At 63.7% G+C, this 23079-nt stretch carries 22 protein-coding genes; 7 read left to right on the top strand and 15 right to left on the bottom strand.

All coding sequences use genetic code 11. The features are described from left to right. Positions 1-17 precede the first annotated feature (17 nt). From FM113_RS06055 to sdhC, 5 genes are read right to left on the bottom strand one after another with little or no spacing between them, the layout of a single operon-like run. Positions 18-992 (bottom strand): YihY/virulence factor BrkB family protein, encoded by a 975-nt coding sequence (locus FM113_RS06055; protein WP_087012536.1) that lies wholly within the window; start codon positions 990-992, stop codon positions 18-20. Between the two features lie 38 nt (positions 993-1030). Next, positions 1031-1795 (bottom strand): succinate dehydrogenase iron-sulfur subunit, encoded by a 765-nt coding sequence (locus tag FM113_RS06050; protein WP_087012534.1) that lies wholly within the window; start codon positions 1793-1795, stop codon positions 1031-1033. Between the two features lie 3 nt (positions 1796-1798). Further along, a complete protein-coding gene (gene sdhA, locus FM113_RS06045) occupies positions 1799-3631 on the bottom strand; it encodes a succinate dehydrogenase flavoprotein subunit (protein WP_087012532.1) in 1833 nt (610 codons plus the stop codon). A gap of 44 nt (positions 3632-3675) precedes the next feature. After that, the gene (locus FM113_RS06040) at positions 3676-4119 is read right to left on the bottom strand and encodes a succinate dehydrogenase hydrophobic membrane anchor subunit (RefSeq protein WP_087012530.1); all 444 of its coding nucleotides are present in this window, start codon (positions 4117-4119) and stop codon (positions 3676-3678) included. Positions 4120-4134: 15 nt separating this feature from the next. Further along, positions 4135-4551 carry a succinate dehydrogenase, cytochrome b556 subunit gene (gene sdhC / locus FM113_RS06035; RefSeq protein ID WP_087012528.1) on the bottom strand — a complete coding sequence of 139 codons (417 nt, stop codon included), beginning with the start codon at positions 4549-4551 and terminating at the stop codon, positions 4135-4137. Between the two features lie 240 nt (positions 4552-4791). Between sdhC and FM113_RS06030 the strand changes: the two genes are divergently transcribed. Beyond that, complete coding sequence (locus FM113_RS06030; protein ID WP_087012526.1) at positions 4792-5922, top strand: mannose-1-phosphate guanylyltransferase; 1131 nt, start codon at positions 4792-4794, stop codon at positions 5920-5922. A 66-nt stretch (positions 5923-5988) separates the two neighbouring features. Here FM113_RS06030 and FM113_RS06025 read toward each other — a convergent pair whose 3' ends face one another. The 9 genes from FM113_RS06025 to FM113_RS05985 form a co-directional block, all read right to left on the bottom strand. Continuing rightward, positions 5989-6687: a GntR family transcriptional regulator gene (locus FM113_RS06025; protein WP_254908897.1), complete on the bottom strand. Its 699-nt coding sequence runs from the start codon at positions 6685-6687 to the stop codon at positions 5989-5991. 142 nt (positions 6688-6829) lie between these two features. Continuing rightward, complete coding sequence (deoC, locus tag FM113_RS06020; protein WP_217895963.1) at positions 6830-7531, bottom strand: deoxyribose-phosphate aldolase; 702 nt, start codon at positions 7529-7531, stop codon at positions 6830-6832. A gap of 53 nt (positions 7532-7584) precedes the next feature. Continuing rightward, complete coding sequence (gene rbsD, locus FM113_RS06015) at positions 7585-8040, bottom strand: D-ribose pyranase (RefSeq protein ID WP_087012518.1); 456 nt, start codon at positions 8038-8040, stop codon at positions 7585-7587. Positions 8041-8053: 13 nt separating this feature from the next. Further along, positions 8054-9601, bottom strand: a complete 1548-nt coding sequence (locus FM113_RS06010) for a sugar ABC transporter ATP-binding protein (protein WP_087012516.1) — start codon at positions 9599-9601, stop codon at positions 8054-8056. Between the two features lie 25 nt (positions 9602-9626). After that, positions 9627-10652, bottom strand: coding sequence for a substrate-binding domain-containing protein (locus FM113_RS06005; protein WP_087012514.1), 1026 nt, complete (start codon positions 10650-10652; stop codon positions 9627-9629). A 60-nt stretch (positions 10653-10712) separates the two neighbouring features. Further along, complete coding sequence (locus FM113_RS06000; protein WP_087012512.1) at positions 10713-11711, bottom strand: ABC transporter permease; 999 nt, start codon at positions 11709-11711, stop codon at positions 10713-10715. Next, positions 11708-12637: a ribokinase gene (locus FM113_RS05995; RefSeq protein ID WP_087012510.1), complete on the bottom strand. Its 930-nt coding sequence runs from the start codon at positions 12635-12637 to the stop codon at positions 11708-11710. Before FM113_RS05995 ends, FM113_RS06000 begins: the two co-directional genes overlap by 4 nt. A gap of 414 nt (positions 12638-13051) precedes the next feature. Next, the gene (locus FM113_RS05990) at positions 13052-13768 is read right to left on the bottom strand and encodes a hypothetical protein (RefSeq protein ID WP_087012508.1); all 717 of its coding nucleotides are present in this window, start codon (positions 13766-13768) and stop codon (positions 13052-13054) included. Positions 13769-13801: 33 nt separating this feature from the next. Then, entirely contained in the window at positions 13802-14608 is an 807-nt protein-coding gene (locus tag FM113_RS05985; protein ID WP_087012505.1) for a FadR/GntR family transcriptional regulator, read from the bottom strand. Positions 14609-14818: 210 nt separating this feature from the next. On the opposite strand from FM113_RS05985, the gene FM113_RS05980 reads away from it, so the two are divergent. From FM113_RS05980 to FM113_RS05965, 4 genes are all read left to right on the top strand, one after another. Further along, positions 14819-15898: an ABC transporter ATP-binding protein gene (locus FM113_RS05980; protein WP_087012503.1), complete on the top strand. Its 1080-nt coding sequence runs from the start codon at positions 14819-14821 to the stop codon at positions 15896-15898. Between the two features lie 44 nt (positions 15899-15942). Then, complete coding sequence (locus tag FM113_RS05975; RefSeq protein WP_087012501.1) at positions 15943-17121, top strand: ABC transporter substrate-binding protein; 1179 nt, start codon at positions 15943-15945, stop codon at positions 17119-17121. Between the two features lie 258 nt (positions 17122-17379). Beyond that, positions 17380-18165, top strand: a complete 786-nt coding sequence (locus FM113_RS05970) for an ABC transporter permease (RefSeq protein WP_254908896.1) — start codon at positions 17380-17382, stop codon at positions 18163-18165. 26 nt (positions 18166-18191) lie between these two features. Then, on the top strand, positions 18192-19001 hold the full coding sequence (locus tag FM113_RS05965; protein ID WP_087012497.1) for an ABC transporter permease: 810 nt from the start codon (positions 18192-18194) through the stop codon (positions 18999-19001). Between the two features lie 24 nt (positions 19002-19025). Here FM113_RS05965 and FM113_RS05960 read toward each other — a convergent pair whose 3' ends face one another. Continuing rightward, on the bottom strand, positions 19026-19802 hold the full coding sequence (locus FM113_RS05960; RefSeq protein ID WP_087012495.1) for a TetR/AcrR family transcriptional regulator: 777 nt from the start codon (positions 19800-19802) through the stop codon (positions 19026-19028). Positions 19803-19947: 145 nt separating this feature from the next. Between FM113_RS05960 and FM113_RS05955 the strand changes: the two genes are divergently transcribed. Together FM113_RS05955 and FM113_RS05950 are read left to right on the top strand one after the other, a co-directional pair. Then, on the top strand, positions 19948-21357 hold the full coding sequence (locus FM113_RS05955; RefSeq protein WP_087012493.1) for an APC family permease: 1410 nt from the start codon (positions 19948-19950) through the stop codon (positions 21355-21357). An 88-nt stretch (positions 21358-21445) separates the two neighbouring features. Then, complete coding sequence (locus FM113_RS05950; RefSeq protein WP_087012491.1) at positions 21446-23071, top strand: amidohydrolase; 1626 nt, start codon at positions 21446-21448, stop codon at positions 23069-23071. Positions 23072-23079: the final 8 nt, after the last annotated feature.

Genomic DNA, 23079 nt, shown 5'->3' with positions numbered 1-23079 from the left:
AGCGCGCGATCCGGACGCTATGCGCTGGCTGCCACCGGCTCGGGCAGGCCGAGTTCGCGGTCCTGGCCGGTCGCGATCCAGGAGGCGGTGAGGAGCAGCGTGCGGCAGATGAAGTTGAACCAGAGCAACAGGCCGATGAATACCGCGAAGGTCGCCAGCAGCGGGTTGCTTGAGGCCCCACCGAGCAGTGCGCTGCCGAGGATCTTGAGGCCCAGCAATGCGATTCCGCCGAGGGCACAGCCGGTGATGAGCGGCCAGCGCGGCACGTAGACCTCAGCCAAGAGACGATGCACGGCGATCAGCACAAGCACGTCGAACACGTACATTGCTCCGTACCGCACGAGGGTGCCCACCCAGCCAAAGAACCAGCCGTCGGAGTTCACCCCAATCACAGAGAAAAACCAGTCCACGATCCCAGAGCTGAACACGGTCAGGGCCGCGGATACAAGGATTGCCGCGAAAAACCCCACGGCCAGCAGGAGGTCGCGGAGCTTCAGGAGCACCGCGTTCCGATACTCCTTCACTTCGAGACCAAAGATGATCCGGATCGAGCGCCGTGTGCCGGTGAACCAGTTGATCGCCACCCACACGAGCGAGGCACCGGCAAGGATGCTCGTCCAGTCGAGGGCGCGCGCCGCCAGTAGCGTGGAGATGTCCACGGCGCTGCCGCTCCCCTCTCCCAGGAGGCCGGGCACGAGGAGGTTGAGCTGATCGATCAGCGTTTGCAGCAACTCGGGGCGCCCACGGAGAAAGATACCGAACGTCCCGAAGCCGACGTACAGGCCCGCGAATACCGCAAACAGCGCCTGGTAGCTCATCCCGCCAGACAGAACACTGCCACCCACATTCGTGAAGTGCGAGAAGGTGCGCCACGGATGGGTTCGTTGAATACGCTGCCACACAGTCATGCCCCGCTGCACAACCTCAGAAACACGAGACGCCCCACGTTCTTCTTCGGTGTTGGCCGGAGAAGAATCGTGAGGCGTCGTCATGCTGCCATGCTAGCGGGCCGCGGGCCCGCTACCGGGACTTAGGAGGTCTTGCCGGTGCGGATCGCAGCCTTGACCTCGGCGATGGCCTTGGTCACCTGGATACCGCGCGGGCAGGCGTCCGTGCAGTTGAAAGTTGTGCGGCAGCGCCACACGCCCTCGGTGTCGTTGAGGATGTCGAGGCGGACCTCGGCGTTCTCGTCACGCGAATCGAAGATGAATCGGTGCGCGTTCACGATCGCTGCGGGACCGAAGTACTGGCCGTCAGTCCAGAACACGGGGCAGGAGGTTGTGCACGCCGCGCACAGGATGCACTTAGTCGTGTCGTCGAAGCGCTCGCGATCCTCGATGGACTGGATACGCTCCTTGCCACCCTCGGGCTTGGAGCCCGCAACGAGGAACGGCTGCACCTCGCGGAACGACGCGAAGAACGGCTCCATGTCAACGATGAGGTCCTTCTCGAGCGGCAGGCCCTTGATCGCCTCAACGTAGATCGGCTTCGAAATATCGAGGTCCTTGATCAGCGTCTTGCAGGCGAGACGGTTGCGGCCGTTGATCCGCATCGCGTCAGAACCACAAATGCCGTGCGCGCAGGAGCGACGGAAGGACAGCGTGCCGTCCTGATCCCACTTGATGCGGTGCAGGGCGTCAAGGATTCGATCCGTCGGGTACATCTCGACGTCGAAGTCTTCCCAGTACGCCTCGCGCCCCGACTCGGGGAGGTAGCGACGAACCAGCAGCGTCACGGTGAAGGGCTTGGGGGCGTCCTCAACCTGTGCGGGAGCCTCGGTGGTAACGGTGCTCATGACCTAGTACTTCCTCTCCAGCGGCGGGTAGCGCAACTCGCCCTGCTCGTTCTTCGTCACGGTGACCGGCTTCCAGTCCAGACGGATGTGATCCTCGGGGTTCGCCGAGTGGGGGTCACCCGTCAGGTATGCCATCGTGTGCTGCATGTAGTTCACGTCGTCACGCTCAGGGTAGTCGTCGCGCATGTGACCGCCACGGCTTTCCTTTCGGTTCCGAGCTGCGAACACGAGCACCTCGGCGAGATCAAGCAGGAAGCCCAGCTCGATCGCCTCGAGGAGGTCGGTGTTGTACCGCATGCCGCGATCCTGCACACCCACGTTGTTGTAACGCAGACGCAGGCCGTGAATCACCCCGAGGACCTCGGTGAGCGACTCATCGGTACGGAACACCTGAGCCCCACGGTCCATCGACTCCTGGAGTTCCTTGCGGATATCGGCGACACGCTCGGTGCCGGATCCGTTGCGGAAGCCGTCCACAAGCTCACGTACGAACTTGGCCGGATCCTCGGGCAGCGGGGTGAAGTCCACAGTCTGCGCGTAGTCCGCGGCATTGTTGCCCGAGCGCTTGCCGAAAACGTTGATGTCGAGCAGCGAGTTCGTGCCGAGACGGTTTGAGCCGTGCACCGATACGCAGGCGCACTCGCCAGCAGCGTAGAGGCCGGGCACGACGGTGGTGTTGTCCGAGAGCACCTCGGCGTCAACGTTCGTCGGGATGCCACCCATTGCGTAGTGAGCGGTCGGGAAGACCGGGACAGGCTCGGTCACGGGGTCAACGCCCAGGTAGGTACGCGCGAACTCGGTGATGTCCGGAAGCTTCGTCTCGAGAACCTCCGCACCGAGGTGCGTGCAGTCGAGGTAGACGTAGTCCTTGTGCGGGCCGGCACCGCGGCCGTCAAGCACTTCCTGCACCATGGAGCGCGCCACGATGTCACGCGGTGCGAGGTCCTTAATTGTCGGTGCGTAGCGCTCCATGAAGCGCTCACCGGAGGCGTTTCGCAGGATCGCACCTTCGCCGCGTGCGCCCTCCGTCAGGAGGATTCCCAGGCCAGCCAGGCCGGTCGGGTGGAACTGGTAGAACTCGATGTCCTCGAGCGGCAGGCCCTTGCGCCAGATGATGCCGACGCCGTCACCCGTGAGGGTGTGCGCGTTGGAGGTCGTCTTGAAGATCTTGCCGAAGCCACCCGTGGCGAAGACGATGGACTTCGCCTGGAAGACGTGGAGTGCGCCGGTCGAGAGCTCGTATGCCACGACGCCGGAGGGCTTCTGCACTCCGTCAACCTCGGTCATGACGAGATCGAGCACGTAGTACTCGTTGAAGAAGTTCACGCCAAGCTTGACGCAGTTCTGGAACAGCGTCTGCAGGATCATGTGACCGGTACGGTCCGCGGCGTAGCAGGCACGGCGCACCGCAGCCTTGCCGTGGTCACGGGTGTGACCACCGAAGCGGCGCTGATCGATCTTGCCCTCGGGCGTGCGGTTGAAGGGCAGGCCCATGTTCTCGAGGTCGATGACCGCGTCGATGGCTTCCTTCGCGAGGATCTCTGCCGCGTCCTGGTCGACGAGGTAGTCGCCGCCCTTGACTGTGTCAAAGGTGTGCCATTCCCAGTTGTCGTCCTCGACGTTGGCGAGCGCCGCGGCCATGCCGCCCTGCGCTGCGCCCGTGTGCGAACGGGTGGGGTACAGCTTTGTGATGACCGCGGTCTTCGCCTTCGGTCCAGCCTCGATTGCTGCGCGCATGCCGGCACCGCCGGCACCCACGATCACAACGTCGAACTGATGGTACGTAACGCCGTCCTTGACGGTAACTTCTTCGCCCTGATGGGTATCTGTAGCCACGTGGGTCCTATTCTCGCTTCAGAAATTCTGTGCCGGATACCGGGTTATGCCTTGCAGAACGACGCAACAAGCGACGGGTCTGCGCCGGCGGGGCAGGGATCCAGCGTGTAAATCACGAAGGTGCCCAGGAGGATCAGCAGTGCTGCCGACAGGAACAGAGCAACCTTGAAGGCCTTAGCAAGTGCGGGACGCGACACGTAGTCGTTCACAATCGTGCGCATGCCGTTCGCGCCGTGAATGAGCGCGAGGATCAGGAGCAGGGTGTCCCAGATCTGCCAGAACGGGCTCGCGAGCTTGCCGGCCACAAAGCCGAAGTTGATCGCGTGGACGCCACCCTCGGTGAGGAGCAGGTTGGAGGCCAGGTGGCCGAACACGAGCACCACGAGCAGAACGCCCGAGACACGCATGTAGATCCAGCCCCACTTTTCCCAGTTTGTGCGTTTTTTCGCGGGGGTCTGTGAGCGCGGAGCGTCAATCGTCATCGTCATGTTTCTCTCCTCGCCTTAGTGACCGAACACGTTCATCAGGTGGCGCGGCAGGAAGCCGGCCATCGTGATGACCCAGGCGGCGATGACAACCCAGAACATGACGCGCTGGTACTTCGCGCCCTTGCTCCAGTAGTCAACGAGGATGATCCGGATGCCGTTGAACGCGTGGAAGACGATGGCGGCGACAAGCGCAGCTTCGCCAAGCCCCATGATGGGCGTCTTGTACGTGCTCATCACCGCGTTGTAAGCCTCAGGGCTCACACGGATGAGTGCTGTATCCAGCACGTGCACGAGCAGGAAGAAGAAAATCGCGACACCGGTAATGCGGTGCAGAACCCACGACCACATTCCCTCGTAGCCGCGGTAGAGCGTGCCACCCGGGCGACTCTTTTGCTTCGCCGCGGGCGCGGCCTCTGCCGTTTGGGCTGACACGAGCTTCCTCCTTGGTCTTGCTTCGCCGGACAGGAGCCGGCAGCTGACATCGTGTTCTCATGGCAGTCCAGGCGCGCTTTGCACACCCCAAACCGCACCAGGCTGAGAATCCACTGCGCTTTCCATTATGACACCATTCTGAGGTGGCCCCGAACCCGCGCCGCGGCACCTGATTTTCGGTCGCAGCCCTCCCCCGCGATCCCCGGCGCAACCTCAGCGCACCCGGCTAGTCTGGAGTCCATGACCGACGCTTCTGAGCCCCGCTCCGCCATCGACCGGCTCACCTGTGTGATCCCCGCTGGCGGGGTGGGATCCCGGCTCTGGCCGCTCTCTCGCGCCAACGCACCGAAGTTCCTGCTCGACCTCACGGGATCTGGCGACTCGTTGCTCCGCGCCACCTGGGTGCGGCTCGCGCCGATCGCGCCCCCGGAGCGCGTGATGGTGGTGACGGGCAACTCCCATCGCAACTCGGTGGCGGATCAACTCCCGGAGTTGCTCGCGGAGAACCTCGTCACTGAAAGCGAGCCCAAGGACTCCTCGGCCGCGATTGGCCTTGCGGCCGCGATCCTCGAGCTGCGTGATCCCGACGCGATCCTCGGTTCTTTCGCCGCCGACCATGTGATCCGCGGCGACGTACTCTTCCAGCGCGCCGTGACCACGGCAGTGCAGGCCGCCGACCAGGGATACATCGCGACGATCGGCATCCATCCCTCCCACCCGGCAACCGGATTCGGGTACATCTCGTGCGGTACGGCCCGCGGCGACCTTGCCCCGTTCGATGTCTACGACGTCACCGAGTTCGTCGAGAAGCCTGATGCTGCCCAAGCCGAGCAGTATTTGGCAGACGGCGGCTACCTCTGGAACGCGGGAATGTTCATCGCCCGGGCGAGTGTCCTCCTCGACCAGATGGCGCTCGCGGAACCCGAAATGGTGCGCGCGCTGCGCGAGATCGCAGCGACCTGGGGCACCGAGCAGGGTGCCGCGACCCGCGACCGGCTCTGGCCCACTCTCCCAAAGATCGCGATCGACTACACCGTCGCGGAGCCCGCCGCGGCCGCAGGAAAAATGGTGTGCGTCGCAGCCCACTTCGACTGGGATGACGTGGGCGACTTCGCCTCAGTTGCAAACCTCCTGACACGTGGCCGGGGCAGCGACCTTGCCGTCCTGGGCGATGGCGCGCAGGTCCTGTCTGATGCGTCGAGCGGCATCGTGGTCTCGGAGAGCAACCGCTTAGTCGCGCTCGTCGGCGTCGAGGACGTCGTCGTGGTGGACACCGCGGACGTCCTCCTCGTCACCTCAAAACGCAGAGCGCAGGACGTGAAGAACCTCGTCAACCGGATGAAGGTCTCCGGTGGCGGGCATCTGCTCTAGGAGGGTACGAGTACTGCAGTGAGTTGCCCCTGCAGTGATCGCTTGCCGTGTCGCCGCAGGCCATACCTATCGACGGGAAAGTAGCGAGGTGACCTGCAACCGCCCGCTATGAATCCAGACGTCTGAGTATTCGATGGGGCGATCGTCCGCAAGATACGTGACTTGCTGCAGGTATTGGACAGGCGAGCCAACCGCAAGATCCAACCCGGTCGCAACTTCGCCCGATGCTGCCTCTGCGCTAAAAGTTCGCCTCGCTGAGCCTATGCGGAGCTGATACGTATCTTCAAGCACCCCAAAGAGGCTGAGCTGGGAGAAATCCTGCTGTTCGATTCCAGGAGCAATGTCACCGCGCACATAGTTGTACAGCAGGGCAACAGGCCCTTGCTCGGTCCGCCTCATTCGGACGAGGCGCAGCACGCGGCCACCCACGCCAACGTCGAGCAGCGCAGCAACGGGCCCCGGAGGATCGATGAGTTCGCAGGCCAACACCTCAGTCTGGGTGATGACCCCCTCACGGGCGAAGTCTTCGCTCAGCGTGGAGAGCTTCTGCGCAATCGCGGGCTCGATGACCGTCGAGGTGACGAAAGTTCCCCGGCCCCGGACTTGCCTGAGCAGTCCCTCGCCAATCAGGGTATGAAGTGCCCTGCGGAGCGTCCCCCGGCTGACCCCGTATTCGAGGGCCAAATCCGGTTCACTTTTGAGTCGGTAGTGCGGCGGCCAGATACCCTGCAAAATATTGCGTCGGAAAAGGTCTGATATCTGCACGTGAATCGCCACTGGTGCTTCACGATCAATCGTCGGCACACTCACCTCTATTCTTCTCCTGCAGTGTACGCTCCGCGCACACCCTCTAAGTGGTGCCGCCCCGTGCGCTCACGAAGCGGGGCAGCACCACTTGCACACTGCACTAGTAGCTGACGGTGTTCTCGTCGCCCGTGTCCGTGATGATCTCAAGCCCGGCACTGGTTCCCAGGAGCACGGCTCCTGCACGGAGTAGCGACAGACCTTGCTCATAGGTCTTGATCGATCCTGACGCCTTCACCTGCACGCCTTCCTGGGCACGTTCAACCAAGAAACGAACGCTCTCCGCATTTGCGGTCTCAATTTGGCCGCTGCTCGCATTCTTCAGGAATGCCACGCCAGCCTCCTGCGCAAGCTCGACCGCGGCTTCACGCTCCGCCGGGGTCAGCAGCGGAAGCTCAAGCATCACTTTCACGGGGAGCCCGCTCGCCCGCACTACCCCTGCAATATCTTCGCGGAATTCGGCGTACATTCCGCTCTTGAGCCATCCGACCTGCACTCCGATATCGAGCTGGGTAGCACCAGCCTTCGCGATCTGTTCAGCCTCGGCCGCCTTGCCCGCGCTTGTCATGACTCCGACCGTGGGGAAATCGAGTGCCGAGGCGATCTCAATTCCAGTTCCAGCCAGTTCCGACGCGACCAGCGGAACCCAGGACGCAGACACCATGGCCGCGTTGAACCCGTGTTCGACAGCCTCGCGAGCGTGCGCGATCATGTCCTCGCGGGTGGCACCAGCCTCGATTCGTGTGTGCTGGATGTATGGTGCCATCTCCGCTGGGGAGAGCGAGAGTTGCTCTGCACTAGACACTGTAAGTCTCCTTCTTTTTCTTCCTTGCTGGGCTCGCGTTGCTTCGCGAGACGTTAGAGTTTGTCGGCGTAGTATTCGGGCGCGACGACGCCGTCTCCGCCGAACCATTTGGGCACGTCGACGCCGCACACCAGGCCGATGTTCCCCCAGGGTTCATACGCCCCAGTTCGCACAATTACCTTCGCCCGGTGTGCGAGGTCACCGAGAACATCGGCGTGGCTGCGCGTCGAGAATTCCGCGGTCGGAAAGGTATCGTGGAGCCACTCATCAAGGCGAGGGTTGTGTGTGACAACGTCCTCCGCGCGCACCACACCTTCAACAACAAGTTCCGTCGCGATGAGTTGCAGCACGGTGCGCAGGTCCGGGAGGTTTTCGGCGATCGCCAAGTCGATCCGGTCGGCATGTCTCGGAATCGGGAACCCGGCGTCCACCACCATGATCAGGTCCGTATGGCCCATGGTTGCGATCGCGGCACTCAAGCGGTCGTTAAGAATTCCTGTCTTTTTCACGTCTCTGTTCCTTTCAGCCGGGGTGCCCGGCGTGGTCAGTTGCACCTGTGGCGAGCGACATGATGGTTTCCTCAGTCGCAACGTTGCTTTCAACGACTGAGACGAGCTTTCCCTCTCGCATCACCGCGATCCGGTCGGTAATCGTCAGAAGTTCTGGCAGGTCAGAAGATGAGCACAAGATTCCGACTCCCTGCGCTGCGAGGTCGAACAGGATCTCGTAGATCTCCGCTTTCGCTCCGACGTCGACGCCGCGCGTCGGCTCGTCAAGCATGAGAATTCCCGGATGGATTGCGAGCCAACGCCCGAGCATGACCTTTTGTTGGTTACCGCCTGACAGTGCGGTGATGGGCTGCCCCATCGTCGCGGTTTTCACCCGCAACCGGGTGGCTTGTTCTCGCGCTTGCTGAGCAAAGGCACGGCGCTGCACTAAGCCGAGCTTGGTCATCGAGCGCGCAGTGAGCACGCCGATGTTTTCCGCAACACTCATGGTTGTGAGCAGACCCTGCGCACGGCGCTCTCCTGGCACAAACGCGAGCTTTCGCTCCACACTCGCAAGGGGAGACCGATGCAGATACTCTGTTCCGAGCACTTCCACAGTGCCGCCCGCACCAGCTTCACCTCCGAAGATGTTCTGCAGGAGCTCAACCCGGCCGGAATCTGGCAAACCCGCGACGCCCAGGATCTCTCCCGGCCGAACTTCGAGGGTGACTTCGCTGTGCCGCCGTCCGGAAAGATCTCGCACACGCAGCACTGGAGCGTCTCCGTGCCGCTCCGTGCCTCCCTGTTCAGCACGCGAGGCAAACTGCCCGAGCTCTCGGCCGACCATGGCCGCTACAGCTTGCTCTGGGGTCGTCTCCGCACGCCGCCATGACGCCACGTGCGCTCCGTCTCTGAGGACCTCAATCTGGTCGCTTAATTCGAAGACCTCAGGCATCCGGTGGGAGACATAGATCATTGTCGTCCCGGATGCCTTCAAACGTCCCATCAGTGCGAAGAGCCTCTGGGCCTCTGCCGGTGTCAGCATCGCCGTTGGCTCGTCGAGAATCAACACACGACACCCGCGCGCGATCGATCGTGCAACGACCACGAGCTGCTGCATGGCCATATCGAGATCTCGGACCGTCGTGTCGGGCGAGATATCGAGGTCGAGTTCAGAGAGCAACTCGGCCGTGCGTTGCCGCATGGCCGCCGCGGACGGGAACCAGCGATGACCGGGCTCGATCCCCGCCAGGACGTTCTCGGCGACACTTCGATCCAACAAGAGCGAGAGCTCTTGCGGGACGATTGCAACACTGTGCCTGGTGAGTACGGTGTTCGGGTCGAAGGATTCAACGGTCTCACCGAACACCTCGACAGTCCCAGCGCTCGGGGGTTGAAGCCCCGCGAGGATCTTGAGCAGCGTTGATTTGCCCGCACCGTTTTCCCCAAGCAGCGCGGTGATCTCCCCCGCGGGGATATCAAAACTCACGTCTTCGAGCGCGCGTACTGGCCCGAACGACCGACTCAATCCGCGAACTCGTACCGCGGGATCAGCGACTGCCACTGTAGCTCCCTCTTTCATTGTCGGCTGTGTACAGATCAGGTCTCTAGCCTTCGACCGTCGCCTCTGCCAGGTTCTCTCGCGTAATGAACTGGGCACCCGTATCGACGCCTGTGATCTCGGTTCCGTTGCTCAGGTAGTTGGCGAGCGTGGAGACCGCCTGATATCCCTGCTCCTCGGGGTTCTGGCTGATCGTGAAGGTGACGACACCCTGTTCAATGAATTCCGCCGTCTGCGGCAGCAAGTCGAAGCCCACCATCGTGATCTTTCCTGTGTTCCCGGACTGCGCGATCCACTGCGCAGCCGCGGTAGTCGAGCAGCAATCGAGTCCGGCGATCGCGACCACGTCTGACTGCCCGGCCATCGTGGACTCCACGGTGTTGTACGCAGCGCTCGGCTCGTTGCCAACGTTTACAGGCCCCACGATTTCCAGTGCGCTTCCGGCCAGCCCTGCTTCAAAGCCTCCGAAGCGATCGTGTGACCATCCAGCCCCCGTATCAAGGGAAAACACAACGACCTTGCCCGTGGCGTCCGCCCCCAGCTCCGACAACAACTCCTCGGCCTCAGCTTTCCCGGATGCTTCGAGGTCCTGACCGACGAACCCCATCTGCTGGGAATCGGGGTTGTCCGTGTTGAAGGAGATGATGGGAATGCCCGCGTTGTACGCCTGCTCGATGACGGGCTTCAGGGCGTCACTTGACGCGGAAGATACTGCCAGCGCATCAACTGACTTCTGCTGAATCGCGGTCTGCAGCTCGGCGACCTGCTTCGCGGCATCACCCCCGGTCGGACCGATGAGCTGCACATCAACGCCGAGTTCAGCCCCCGCGCGTTCCATGCCCGCCGTAATTGGCGTAGCAAATGCGAGTGACGGGTCATGGTAGCTGAGCTTGACGCGGAGATCATCGCCATTGTCTACGCGCTCTTGGATGTAATCCGCGAGCTGGAAGCCGCCGTCCCCAGCTGGGGCTGACCCCGTGGTGATGGCTCCGCAGCCAGAAAGGCCGACTGCAAGTGCGGCGATCGCGGCACCCGTGATCGCAATCCGCTGGGTAAGTGACGCAATGGACATGTTGACTCCTTTGTACTGTCCGGATGGGTAAGACTGGTGAGGCTGTTTTTCGCCTCTGCACTACGCCCGTGTTTTGCGTTTCCGCTGCCAGGTATCAGCCGCGACCGCAGCGATGATGACGAGGCCGGTCACGACTGTCTGCCAGAAGGAAGAAATGCCGTTGATGTTGAGGATGTTCTGCAGCAGTCCGATGAATGCGACTCCGATGACAGTGCCGAGCATGGTCCCGCTGCCGCCGAAGAGGGCAGCACCGCCAATGATGACGGCGGAGATAACTGTGAGTTCAAGGCCAGAGCCTGTGACTCCCTGCACATACGAGAGGAAGGAGAGCCCCAGCACACCCGCGAGAGCCGCGGTCAGCCCGGACAGGACAAACGCCCCCACTTTCACGCGCTTCACCTGGATTCCAACGAGCCGTGCGGCCTCGGGGTTCCCGCCGACCGCATAGGTGTTGAAGCCAAACCGCGATCGGGAGAGCAGCACCACACCCACTGCAGCAACCACCGCAAAGATGATGAGCTGCATGGGGATCACGCCAAACAAGCGCCCCTGTCCAAGTAGCGTGAATTCAGCAACCCCTGGTTGCGACGAGCTGAGGGAGATGGGTGCGCCTCCCGAGATGAGCAGTGCGACGCCGCGGAACACGCTCAGGGTGCCGAGCGTCACGATAAACGAGGGAACGCCCAATACGACAACGGCAAGTCCATTGAGAAGCCCCGCAAGAACTCCGACACCAAGTCCGATCAAGATAGCAACCGGCCACGCGACGCCAGCAGCGATTGCCATGCCCGTGCTAATTGCTGCGAGCGCATAGGTGGAGCCGACCGAGAGATCAATCTCACCGTTGACGATCACAAAGGTTGCCCCAACGGCCATGATCCCGATTTGAGCGATCTGCTGCCCGACAGAGAGCAGGTTGTCGGCTTGCACAAAGCTCGGGGAGAGTACCGCTCCGAGAATGAACAGCAATACAAGCGCTGCCAGCACACCGGCTTCTCGGGCATGCAGTGCCGCGCGTAGGTTGAAGCGCTGCTGGGGTACGGAGATTGTGGCGCTCATCGGGTGGCTCCGGTCTGGGTATCTGCGGGGTTCTGAAGGTCTGCCGGGGTGGGCAGTGAGGGGACCACACCCGCGATTGTCACCGCGTGTGCCCCAGCTTTGGCCGCGTACTCCGCCGCCCGATCGAGCGACGCGCCCTGAGCAAGGCCCACCGCGAGCGCCGCGGTGAACGCATCTCCAGCTCCGGTCGTATCCACGACGTTTGCCACTGCATTGGGAGGCACCGGACGCGTACCGTCCGCGTCCGCGATGAGCGCTCCGTGCCCCCCACGCGTCAGAATTACTGCACCGCCGGTGCGCTCCTGAAGCGCCGCAGCAAGCGCGACGTCGTCAAGGCCGTGGTCCACGCTGAGCCCCAGAAGCACAGGTGCCTCGGTTTGGTTTGGAGTGATGACATCAATATCACCCCACATGTCATCGGGAAGCTGCCTCGCGGGCGCGGGGTTCAGGAGGGTTCGAGTCGCGGACTCTCTGGCGATTCGTAACGCCGCAGCGACGGCCGACCTGGGGATCTCCATGGAGACCACGAGAATGTCGGCGGATGCAATTTCGCTGCGAAAACCTTCAATGGAGTCGCCGTCGAGCGTGTCCAGGGCTCCTGGAGCGATCACGATCCGGTTTTCACCCGAGGGATCCACTTCAATGAACCCCACCATTGTGGGGAGGTCCACGACCGATACGTGCGCGTCTGCCACGCCCTCGTCGTTCCACAATTTGCGAGCTGCCGCACCGTTGGCGTCGTGACCAATCGCTGTCAGGAGAGAAACACTGGCACCCAGCCGCGCAGCACCAATGGCCTGATTCGACCCTTTGCCACCGTGCTCACTTGCAAACGTCCCTCCGCTCACAGTTTCACCCGCCGCGGGAAACCGCGGCACGCGCATCGTCAAACCGACGCCGTAGCTTCCGACCACCGCAATCTTCATTGATTCACACCGAACTTCTTTGTACGTGGACAACCATGGACATAAAGAAATATAGGGGCCGGCGCCCGGGGTCGTCAACCCACAAGTTCAGCGGACCCTCATTCCATCCGAGAAACCCACCGTTCTCCCGCACAGCGCGCAGCGGCAGACCCCGGTCACCACGAACCAGAGGCCGGATCGGCATACCCCCGAGTTCCCGCACGACACTCCACAAGCAGTGCAACATCGCACCCTATTGCGCCAGAGAAGCTGCGAATTTGCGCCCTCGTCGAACGCATGCAGGCTGACTGCGTACGTCACCCGGTCATCCAGGGTGCGGCCACGACCCCAAGGCGGAGAGCCGCGGGCGGAAGTTCCGCCCATGGAAATCAGTGAGCGCGCAGGCGTCTCACGATGCCCAATGCCTGGCTTATCTCAGGCGACGAGCGCGAAGGGGTAGCGGACTGAGCGGACAGCGCCCCCCGCGGCAACCAGGGCGGCAAGTTCCTGCTCCGGCTCGGCACCCATACAGCGATCGCCGGTCTCGCGATCGGGATCTGCTGAAAGGATCACGCGCCCGCTGGCGTTGATCAGCGTCGCACCCCCGGCGAGCTCTGCCTGCAGCGCACCCTCAAGGGATGACACCAGGACATCAGCGCAGACAACACCCGCAAATTCGCCATCCAGAAAGACGGGGATCGTGGATGTCAAGGTGATCTCGTTCGAGCACAGGTAGTCCACGAACGGGCCTGCAACGTGGCGGGCGCCCGTTGCTTCGGGGACGCGATACCACTCGAGTCGCACCAGGTCGATCGCGGCTTGACCCGGGCCGAAGGTGGAGGCTGCGAGCAGGCTCCGGTGCACTCCCTGCCACCAGGCCAGCGGGTTCCCCTCGGAGACAACGGCGTCGCTCGCGCAGTACCCAGCCCCGTAGAGCGGCCGGTTACTACTGTCGAGAATCGCGTGCGCATCGGCCTCGACAAGACTGGCAAGATGCGGACCCGTCACGCGTCCTTCAGCAAGAACTGTCGCGAGTTGCGCCTGCAGCCGGGGAAGCCACTCCTCGAGCGGGGCAAATACGCCGTCGAAGAACTCCTCAACCCGCGCAAGCGCGGCACCCAACTCCCGGTCACGTACGGTCTGCTGTGGCATGGCGTCCCCCTCTCCACTGAGGCTGTGTCAGGATCACTCGCCCTGACTTCGAGCCTCTAGTGTGGCACGAAGATGCTCCGGGCGGGGATCGGCAAGGAGTTCTGCGCGAAACGCAACGAGCCAGCGCACCGACGCACGCACCCCTTCACGGACCGCGGCGCGGGCGCTAGGCACGTCTCCGGCACGCGTCGCGTCGAGCTGGGCGACGAGCGTGTCATGGGTTCCGAGCCGGGCTTCACGGTCAAGATCCTGCAGTGCCAGCAGCGGCGTGAATTCTGTCTGCACGCGGACATGCTCATTGGTGAGCCGCACCGACTGGCTCAGCGCAGCGAGTTCTAACTGCACCTCCGCGATCCGACGCCGCCACGGCGCGCGTTCGAGTCCGCGAGACTCGTCGAGAATCTGAGCTACGACCTGGAGTTCTTCTGGGGTGGCGCGCTGGCACGCGTACTCGGCACAGGCCGCGGAAACGACCTCATAGTGCACGCCGAGATCCGCGAGCGCAACGCGCGGCATATCCATCAGCGCACGCGCATTCACCTCTTCAACGGCCCCGTGACTGGGGCGCACGAAGCTGCCCCCATTTCGTCCGCGACGCGTCTCGATGAGACCCCGGTGCCGCAGCGTGCCGAGAGCTTCGCGCACCGTGACCACCGCGACGCCGAGCAGCGCAGAGAGCTCAGTTTCGCTCGGGAGCCGCTCCCCCTCGATGAAGGCACCCACCGAAATTGCTTGCACGATCCTGGACTCGACGAGCTCGGTGCGGCCCTCCTCACCGATCGGCGCGAACGCGGCAACCCGAAGGCGACTCGGCGGGGAGAGTATCGCTGATTCGCCCATGCGCGTGCTCCCTTCGCGGCCGGTGTGCGTCGAGTGGTGTCCGGTGCGTGCCGAACCCCAGTCGAGTCTGTCACGCGTTGCATGGAGATGCGCTGTGCCGCTCCGTCATCGAATCGTGATCTGAAGATTCACTCGCGCTACAAAACCTATAAAACCATATGTTAGAGTTCACAACATTGGTTCGACAACGACGTTGAGGAGCAGCGCACCATGCCCCATCCCACCCCCCACGCCACCGAGATCGCGGTCTCGGTCCAGGGCGTGCGCAAGCAGTTTGGCGATCTCGTGGCAGTCAACGAGCTCGACATCGACATCCGCGCGGGCGAGTTCTTCTCGATGCTTGGCCCCTCCGGTTCAGGAAAAACCACTGTGCTTCGTATGATCGCGGGCTTTGAAGAGCCCACTGCGGGCAAGATCCTGCTCCACGGTCACGACGTCACGAAGTCGGCCCCGTTTGACCGCGCTGTCAATACCGTGTTCCAGGACTACGCGCTCTTCCCCCACCTCACCATCGCCGAGAATGTCGCCTACGGTCTGAAGGTGCGCGGAATGGGCAAAGCGGAACGCGCCGCCCGCGTTGGCGAGTCCCTCGAGCAAGTACAGCTCAGCCACCTCGCAGAACGTCGCCCATCACAGCTCTCCGGAGGCCAGCGCCAGCGCATCGCCCTCGCCCGAGCTTTGATCCTGCGCCCCCAAGTGCTCCTGCTCGACGAGCCACTGGGAGCCCTCGATAAGCAACTGCGCGAGCAGATGCAGTTTGAGCTCAAGCAGATCCAGCGCGAGGTGGGCATCACCTTCGTGTTCGTGACCCACGATCAAGAGGAAGCTCTCACGCTTTCCGATCGCGTCGCGGTCTTCAACGGCGGCAAGATCGAGCAGGTCGGGAGCCCGCGCGAGGTATACGAGTTTCCGCAAACCGAGTTCGTGGCCCGTTTCCTCGGCGTCACGAATTTCCTCGCTGGGGCCGATGCACAGCGGGTGCTTGGCACGGCAGCACCCCACAGTGTGCGCCCTGAACGCGTCACACTGCGAGATCCGAGCGCACCCGCCGAGAACGGCGAGATCGCGCTTCCCGGCACCGTTGTCGAGACCGTGTACGCCGGCGCTCACACCCGCACCCTCGTCGAGACGGCCGGCGGGTTCCGGTTTATCGCCGAGCAGCAGAATTCGACAACACCTCACGCCGCGCCCACGATCTCGCGCGGCGACGCCGTGAGCGTGCGCTTCGCCCGAGACCACGCGGTCTCCGTGCCCGATCCTGCGCGAGCAGCGACCCGCACTGCGGCCTAATCCCTCTATCCCTCCGATCCGCCCTATCCACCCAAGGAGTTCCAATGAAGAAACAACTGCTCATTCCAGCGGCATTGATCGCCGCGGCGGGCCTTGCCCTCTCAGGCTGCGCCTCGTCCAGCGGCGGCGACGCTGCGCCCGGCGAGATCGCAATCGATGTCCCCGAGATCCCCACGATGGACACACTCGGTGACACGGAACAGGAGGTCAACATTGTGGCCTGGTCCGGCTTCGTCGAGGACGCCTGGGCCAAGCCCTTCGAAGACGCCACAGGATGCACAGTCAACCGCAAGGTCGCCGCAACGAGCGATGAGATGGTGCAGCTCATGCGCACTGGCGAGTACGATCTCGTCTCCGCGTCAGGCGACGCAAGTCTCCGCCTCATCGTCGACGGCAACGTGCAGCCCATCAATACTGAGCTGATCCCGAACTTCGGCGACGACATCGTTGCAGGCATGAAGGGGCAGATGTACGACACCCTGAACGGGAACGTCTACGGAATCCCGATCGGCCGCGGCGCGAACATCCTGCAGTACGACTCGACGGTCGTCACCGAGGAGCCCACGAGCTGGGACATCGTGTGGGAGAAGGACAGCCCCTACGCGGGCAAGATCGCCGCGTACGACAGCCCGATTTACCTCGCGGACGCCGCCATCTATCTGATGGAGCATGAGCCGGATCTCGGGATCACGAACCCCTATGCGCTGGACGAGGCGCAGCTTCAGGCCGCGACCGACCTCATGAAGCAGCAAAACGGCATGGTTTCCGAGTATTGGTCGCCCGCGACCAACGTCACGTCATTCACCGGCGGCAACTCGGTTGTCGGCACCTCCTGGGAGGTGCTGCGCAAGGCCACCCAGGACGACAAGTTCAAGAGTGTGCTGCCCGAGGAAGGGTCGACCGGCTGGTCAGACGCGTGGATGCTTGCCTCCGAATCGAAAAACCCGAACTGTGCCTATGCGTGGATGGATTACACGAGCGCACCGGACGTCAACGGGCAGATCGCGATGAACTTCGGTATGGCCCCGGCGAACGCCGCCTTCTGCGAGACAAGCGACGAGGCAAAGGCGCACTGCGACTACTTCAATGCCACCGACGAGGAGTACTTCAAGCAGGTGTGGTTCTGGACTACCCCGATTGATCAGTGCCTCGACGGCCGCACCGACGTGCAGTGCACGAACTACCAGGACTGGACCAAGGCCTGGGCCACCGTCAAGGGCTGACCCTCGCCCACACATGACGATGGGTGCCCGCTTCGCGGTCGCGCCGCGGGCACCCATCGTTTCCCATCCGGGCGCACAGCGCCCATCCCCACGGGAAGATAACGCGCGACGCCGCCCGATATTCCCGCCCCGTCACCACTCTCGCAGCGAGGAAGCACCGTGAGTCACCAGCCCGTTCTCGAACGCCGCCCCAAACCCCTCTCCACCGCGCTCGCCCGGCACCCACGGGCACGGCTCGCATCATTGTTGACTTTGCCGATGACCTGGCTCGTGGGCGTGTATATCCTGTCGCTCGCGCTCCTACTGATCACGGCGTTCTGGACAACAGATCCGTTCACTTCACGCGTCAAGCCAGGCTTCACACTCGAGAATTTCCAGCAGATCTTCACGGTGCCTGCATACCTCAGTACCGCGTTGCGCACCCTCGGAATCGCGCTCGCGGTGACCGCGATCTGCGCGGCCGTGGCGATCCCGCTCGCCGTGTTTATGGCGAAGGTCGCGGGCCCCAGGCTCCGCGCGGCGCTCGCCGTCCTGGTGACGCTCCCGCTGTGGGCTGGCTACCTCGTGAAGATCATCGCCATGCGGCTCGTCTGGACCGAAACCGGGTTCTTTAATTGGGCGCTCTCTCCCCTCGGGATCGACGGGCCGGGCTTCGGCATTCTGACGGTGATCCTGACCCTCGTGTACCTGTGGTTCCCGTATATGGCGATCCCTGTGTACGCGGCGGTGTCACAGATCCCAGCGAATCTCTTCGATGCGTCGTCGGATCTGGGAGCGCGCGGCGGCCGCACGATCCGCACGGTCGTGGCCCCACTCCTCCTCCCCTCGCTGATTGCCGGATCAATCTTCACGTTTTCCCTGAGCCTCGGTGACTACATCGCCGCAATGTACGTCGGCGGCTCCACGCAGATGATCGGCAGCATCATCGCGCAGAACATCAACCTGAACCCACCGCTGGCGGCCGCGTTCTCCGTGGTGCCCATCGTGCTCGTGGTGTTGTACCTCACCGCTGTGCGCCGCACCGGCGCACTCAACAACCTGTAGCCCGGCCGGCTCGCAAAGGAGACCCCATGCTTCGCCTCACTCGCGGCACGAAGATCGTGCTCGGCCTCATCACTGTGGTCGCCCTCGGGTTCATGTACATCCCTCTGTTCGTGATCGTCATGAACTCGTTCAACGCGGGCCGTGTGCCCGGTTGGCCCATTCCTGGATTCTCGCTCGAGTGGTGGCACAAGGCCCTCGTGAATCCTGCGGTGCACGCCGCGCTGCTCAACTCCGTCGTTGTCGCCCTCATCGCAACCGCGATCGCGCTCGTACTCGGCACGCTGGCGGCCTTTGCGCTGCAGCGCTTTAGGTTCTTCGGGCAGCAGACCGTGAATCTCCTAATCGTGCTGCCGATCACGCTCCCGGGCATCGTCACTGGTGTCGCGCTCTCGAACACCTTCCACCAGGTACTCAAACCCATGGGGATCAACGTGGGCTACTGGGGCATGATCATCGCTCACGCAACCTTTTGCGTGGTGATGGTGTTCAATAACGTGATCGCCCGGCTCCGCCGCATGAATCCAAACCTCGAAGAAGCATCGATGGATCTCGGTGCCGGGATCGCGCAGACGTTCCGGCTCGTCACGTTCCCGCAGTTCCGCAGCGCCTTCATTGCCGGTGGCCTGCTCGCTTTCGCACTGTCCTTCGATGAGATTGTGGTCACGATCTTTACGGCCCCACCCGGGGTCGAGACCCTTCCGCTCTGGATCATGAACCAGATGGCACGCCCCAACGAGGTCAACCAGGTCAACGTTGTCGCGACAGTCATGATCCTGCTGTCGTTGATCCCCGTGTATTTCTCGCAGAAGGCGTCCGCAGCGGGCGACGCGAAATAGTTGAGGTGCGCGCGGGGCCGGGGGCTACTCGGCCCCGGCCCCGGCAGCTGTTTCGGGAGTTACCGGAGCGGGTCGCTGAGTCAGGCCCAGGGCCGCATACTCGGCCCGGTACCCCGCGAGAATCGCCCGCAGACCGAACTCGAACGCCGCATCCGCTGTGCTCGTCCCAGTTGCGGCGAGCGCGGCTTCGCGTCGTAGGTAGGCAGCCGAGAACGCGGGAACGTCAGAGCGTGGTCCAGGGTCCAGCATCTCGTCGGTCGCCGCAAGATCCAGCGCCGACCCCAAAATGAACGATTCGAGTGACACCATGAGCGTCAGCGCCCGGTCCCCCGGCCAACCGGCACGCACGAGGGCGGAGATCACGGTCTCGTACATAAGCGAGGTCACCGAGTCGGGCGTGAGCGGCAGCACTGCGAGTAGAGCAATCGTCGGCGGGTGGGCGGCGAAGGTGTCTCGGTAGTGCCGCGCCCAGCCAGCGAGGGCGACGTCCCACGGCTCGTCCACAAACATGTCGGTGGCGATCCGGTCGCTGATGAGTTCGCGGACGCCGGCGATCAGCTCTGCCTGCCCCGCGACATGGTTGTAGAGCGCGGAGGGCCGCACGCCGAGTTCGCTCGCGATCGCGCGCATCCCGACGCTATGGGCTCCGTGCTCCACGATTAGCCGCAGGCCAGTTTCGAGGATGAGTTGGCGCGACAGCACGCTCGTGCGGGGTCGCCCGACGCGGCGTTTCGGTGTCTCCGCCCCGGTCTCGCCGCCTCGCGAGCTCTGGGGTCTGGGCGTCTTCGCCGGTGTCGACATGTGTTCCTCCGCGCCCAGCTTGGCACGATTCTGACGGCGCGTGGGTTTCGAAGTCGCGCTCGGGCGAGTTTCGTACTATTCTCAACTCGGTCGTAAAAGAACCCTGTTCATTTACAGCCGGTAGATCCGCATCAAAGGAGATCCAGTGAGTCAAGCAGCCACACGAAACGGCCTCAAACGAGAATTGGGCCTCGGAGGCCTGATCCTCTTTGGCCTCGCGTACATGGCGGTGGCCACCGTGTTCACGACCTACGGCATCGTGAACCAGATCACCGAGGGCAAGCTTCCCCTCGCCTATGTCGTCGCGCTGCTCACGATGCTCTTCACCGCGAACAGCTACGCCGCAATGGTCCGGAAGTATCCGGTCGCGGGGTCGGCCTACACGTACACGCAACAGGCGTTCGGCGGCGGCGCGGGCTTCCTCACCGGCTGGGTGCTTCTACTCGACTACCTCTTTATCCCCATGATCAACTTCATGATTCTGGGGCTCTACGTCAGCACCCAATTCCCCAGCGTGCCCGCATGGATCGTCTCGCTCATCACGCTCATCGCGGTGTTCGTCTTCAACGTGCTCGGCATCACCCTCGTGAACAAACTCAACATCGTCATCGTCAGCATCTCAGGTGCGGCCGTGATCCTCTTCGCGGTGTTCGCAGTCAAGACGGCGGTAGCGGACCCGAGCGCCCCCGGCCTGATCGATCCCTTCATCCCCGGGAGCGAAGGCTTTAGCCCGATCTTCACCGGTGCCGGGATTCTCGCGCTCTCGTTCCTCGGCTTCGACGCGGTCTCCACGCTCTCCGAAGAAGCGAAGCACCCCCGCCGCGACATCCCGCGCGCCATCATCCTGACCGCCCTGATCGGCGGGGCGCTCTTCATCTTCGTATCCTGGGTCGGTGCCCGCGCGTACCACCTGGACGATTGGAGCCAGGCCCCGCGCGAGCTGCTCGACGCAGCGGGCGTGGTCCTCGCCCACCACGTTGCCGGCGAGTGGCTCGGCATCCTCTTTGTGGTCTTCACAGTTGCGGGCTGCTTCGGATCCGGCCTCGCCGGCCAAGTGTCGGTCTCACGCATCCTGTACTCGATGGGCCGAGACGGCACGCTCCCGAAGCCGCTCGGGATCCTCTGGAAGCGCTTCGGTACCCCCGTCGTCGCCGCGGCAACGGTGTCTGTCTTTGCGCTCGCCAGCCTCTTCCTCACGCTGGAACAGGCCGCATTCATGATTAGCTTCGGCGCGCTCGCCGCGTTCGCAATGGTGAACCTTGCCGTGATTCGCGTGTACCTGTTCCCGCGGCGCGGGGAAGCTGCGCAACGCTCACCGAAGGAGCTGATCCTGCGCGGCCTCTTCCCGCTCATCGGCTTTGCACTCACGATCTGGCTCTGGACCTCACTCGAGGCGATGACCTGGATCGTGGGCGGGATCTGGTTCGCGATCGGACTGATCATCCTCGTTGTGAAGACAAACTTCTTCCGCAAGCCCGTCCCCCGGATGGACTTCTCCGAGGGGCCAGAAACCTCGGTGGTCGACGCCATGGGCGAGGCGACCCCCTTCAAGTAACCTGACGGGAGCCGCTCGCGGCCCCGCCCGATTCACTGTTGGCCGCCCTAGCGCGGCACAACCACCGAGTAGCGAAGGACGCAGACATATGAGCATCACCGTATTCACCGGCGGCACCATCCTCGTCGACCCGACCGCCGCAGACGCGGCTCGCACCAGCGACGCGATCGCGTTCCGCGACGGCCGTGTGGCCGCGCTTGGCGACGCGGCCGCCGCGCTCGCGGGCGAGCCCGGCACCGACGTCGTTGATCTCGCGGGTGGTACCCTCGCCCCAGCACCGGGCGACGGCCACGCCCATCCGATGCTCGGCGGTGTCGAAGCGCTCGGCCCGGCCGTGCGCCAGGCAACCGATCTGCAGGGGATCCTCGATGCGGTCGCCGCGTGGAAGGCGGAGCACCCCGAGGCCGAGTGGATCATCGGCGCAAGCTACGACGCCACCTTCGCCGAGGGCGGGCTCTTCGACGCGCGGTGGCTCGACGAGGTCACCGGCGACACCCCCACGATCCTGCGTGCCTGGGACTACCACACCGCGTGGGTCAACTCCGCGGCCCTCGCCGCGGGCGGGATCACTGCAGACACCCCGGATCCCCACCTCGGCCGGATCGTACGCCGCGAGGACGGCAGCCCGCTCGGCACGCTGCAGGAGTCAGCCGCGAATAACTTCCTCGCGGATGTCGTGCCGGCGTTCCCACTCGCCCAGCGTCTCGACGCGATCGAGCGCGCCACGCGAAACTATGCCGAGCTCGGCATGACCTGGGTGCAGGACGCCTGGGTGGAGCCCGGCGACATCGAGGTGTACCGCACCGCGGCGCAGACAGACCGTCTGCACACCCGCATCAATCTCGCATTCCGCGCGGACCCCGTGCGGTGGCGTGAGCAGCTCGCCGAGTTTGAAGCAGCACGCGCGAGTGTGCGAGGTCTCGGCGCTGATCGGCTCTCCGGCGAAACCGTCAAGTTCTTCCTGGATGGCGTGGTGGAGAGCCACACGGCCGCACTTCTGGTCCCCTACGCGGATCGCCCCGAAGACTCCGGGCTCCCGAACTGGGAGACTGTGGAGCTGAATGCGGCGACCGCCGCGTTTGACGCGCTCGGCTTCCAGCTCCACCTCCACGCGATCGGGGACGCCGCGAACCGGAGCGCCCTGAACGCGCTCGAGGCCGCCACTCTGACCGGCCCTGAACACGAACGGCACCACGTCATCGCACACGTCGCCGTCCTCGATCCCGCGGACGTCGACCGTTTCGCGAAGCTCGGCGTCATCGCAAACTTTGAGCCCTACTGGGCGCAGTGCGACGCCGTGATGCGCGATCTCACGATCCCGCACCTGGGGCAGCCGCGCGACGAGTGGCAGTACCTCATCGGCTCGGTGCACCGCAGCGGGGCCACGGTTTCGTTTGGCAGCGACTGGCCGGTAACCACGATCGACTGGCGCCCCGCGGTAGCCACCGCGATCACCCGACACGACCCGACGGATCCCGCGGCCACCGCATGGCTCCCCGAGGAGCGTGTGGACGCTGCGACCGCGTACGGGGCCTACACAACGGGGATTGCACGGCAGGCCCTCGCGGCTGATCGTCGTGGCACCCTCGCTGTCGGCCAGGATGCCGACGCCGTGTGGCTCGCCGACAACCCGCTCGCCATCGCCCCCGAGGCCATCACAGGACTCGCCGTACGCGGCACCTGGTTGGCCGGAGAACGCACCTTTACCGCATAATTCCAGTA

The organism is Leucobacter sp. 7(1) (assembly GCF_900163635.1).
Taxonomy (GTDB): domain Bacteria; phylum Actinomycetota; class Actinomycetes; order Actinomycetales; family Microbacteriaceae; genus Leucobacter.
Note: the sequence above shows the minus strand (reverse complement) of the source record. Positions and strands in the feature narration are given on the sequence as shown.

Bases quoted from the DNA above. Each gene is read 5' to 3' on its own strand.
- FM113_RS05980 (WP_087012503.1), top strand. From the start codon at position 14,819: ATGCCCCATCCCACCCCCCACGCCACCGAGATCGCGGTCTCGGTCCAG.
- FM113_RS06010 (WP_087012516.1), bottom strand. From the start codon at position 9,601: ATGAAAGAGGGAGCTACAGTGGCAGTCGCTGATCCCGCGGTACGAGTT.
- FM113_RS06055 (WP_087012536.1), bottom strand. From the start codon at position 992: ATGACGACGCCTCACGATTCTTCTCCGGCCAACACCGAAGAAGAACGT.
- FM113_RS06005 (WP_087012514.1), bottom strand. From the start codon at position 10,652: ATGTCCATTGCGTCACTTACCCAGCGGATTGCGATCACGGGTGCCGCG.
- FM113_RS05970 (WP_254908896.1), top strand. From the start codon at position 17,380: ATGACCTGGCTCGTGGGCGTGTATATCCTGTCGCTCGCGCTCCTACTG.
- FM113_RS06030 (WP_087012526.1), top strand. From the start codon at position 4,792: ATGACCGACGCTTCTGAGCCCCGCTCCGCCATCGACCGGCTCACCTGT.
- FM113_RS06040 (WP_087012530.1), bottom strand. From the start codon at position 4,119: ATGACGATGACGATTGACGCTCCGCGCTCACAGACCCCCGCGAAAAAA.
- FM113_RS05990 (WP_087012508.1), bottom strand. From the start codon at position 13,768: ATGCCACAGCAGACCGTACGTGACCGGGAGTTGGGTGCCGCGCTTGCG.
- FM113_RS05975 (WP_087012501.1), top strand. From the start codon at position 15,943: ATGAAGAAACAACTGCTCATTCCAGCGGCATTGATCGCCGCGGCGGGC.
- FM113_RS06000 (WP_087012512.1), bottom strand. From the start codon at position 11,711: ATGAGCGCCACAATCTCCGTACCCCAGCAGCGCTTCAACCTACGCGCG.
- FM113_RS05950 (WP_087012491.1), top strand. From the start codon at position 21,446: ATGAGCATCACCGTATTCACCGGCGGCACCATCCTCGTCGACCCGACC.
- FM113_RS05985 (WP_087012505.1), bottom strand. From the start codon at position 14,608: ATGGGCGAATCAGCGATACTCTCCCCGCCGAGTCGCCTTCGGGTTGCC.
- FM113_RS05960 (WP_087012495.1), bottom strand. From the start codon at position 19,802: ATGTCGACACCGGCGAAGACGCCCAGACCCCAGAGCTCGCGAGGCGGC.
- FM113_RS05965 (WP_087012497.1), top strand. From the start codon at position 18,192: ATGCTTCGCCTCACTCGCGGCACGAAGATCGTGCTCGGCCTCATCACT.
- FM113_RS06050 (WP_087012534.1), bottom strand. From the start codon at position 1,795: ATGAGCACCGTTACCACCGAGGCTCCCGCACAGGTTGAGGACGCCCCC.
- FM113_RS05995 (WP_087012510.1), bottom strand. From the start codon at position 12,637: ATGAAGATTGCGGTGGTCGGAAGCTACGGCGTCGGTTTGACGATGCGC.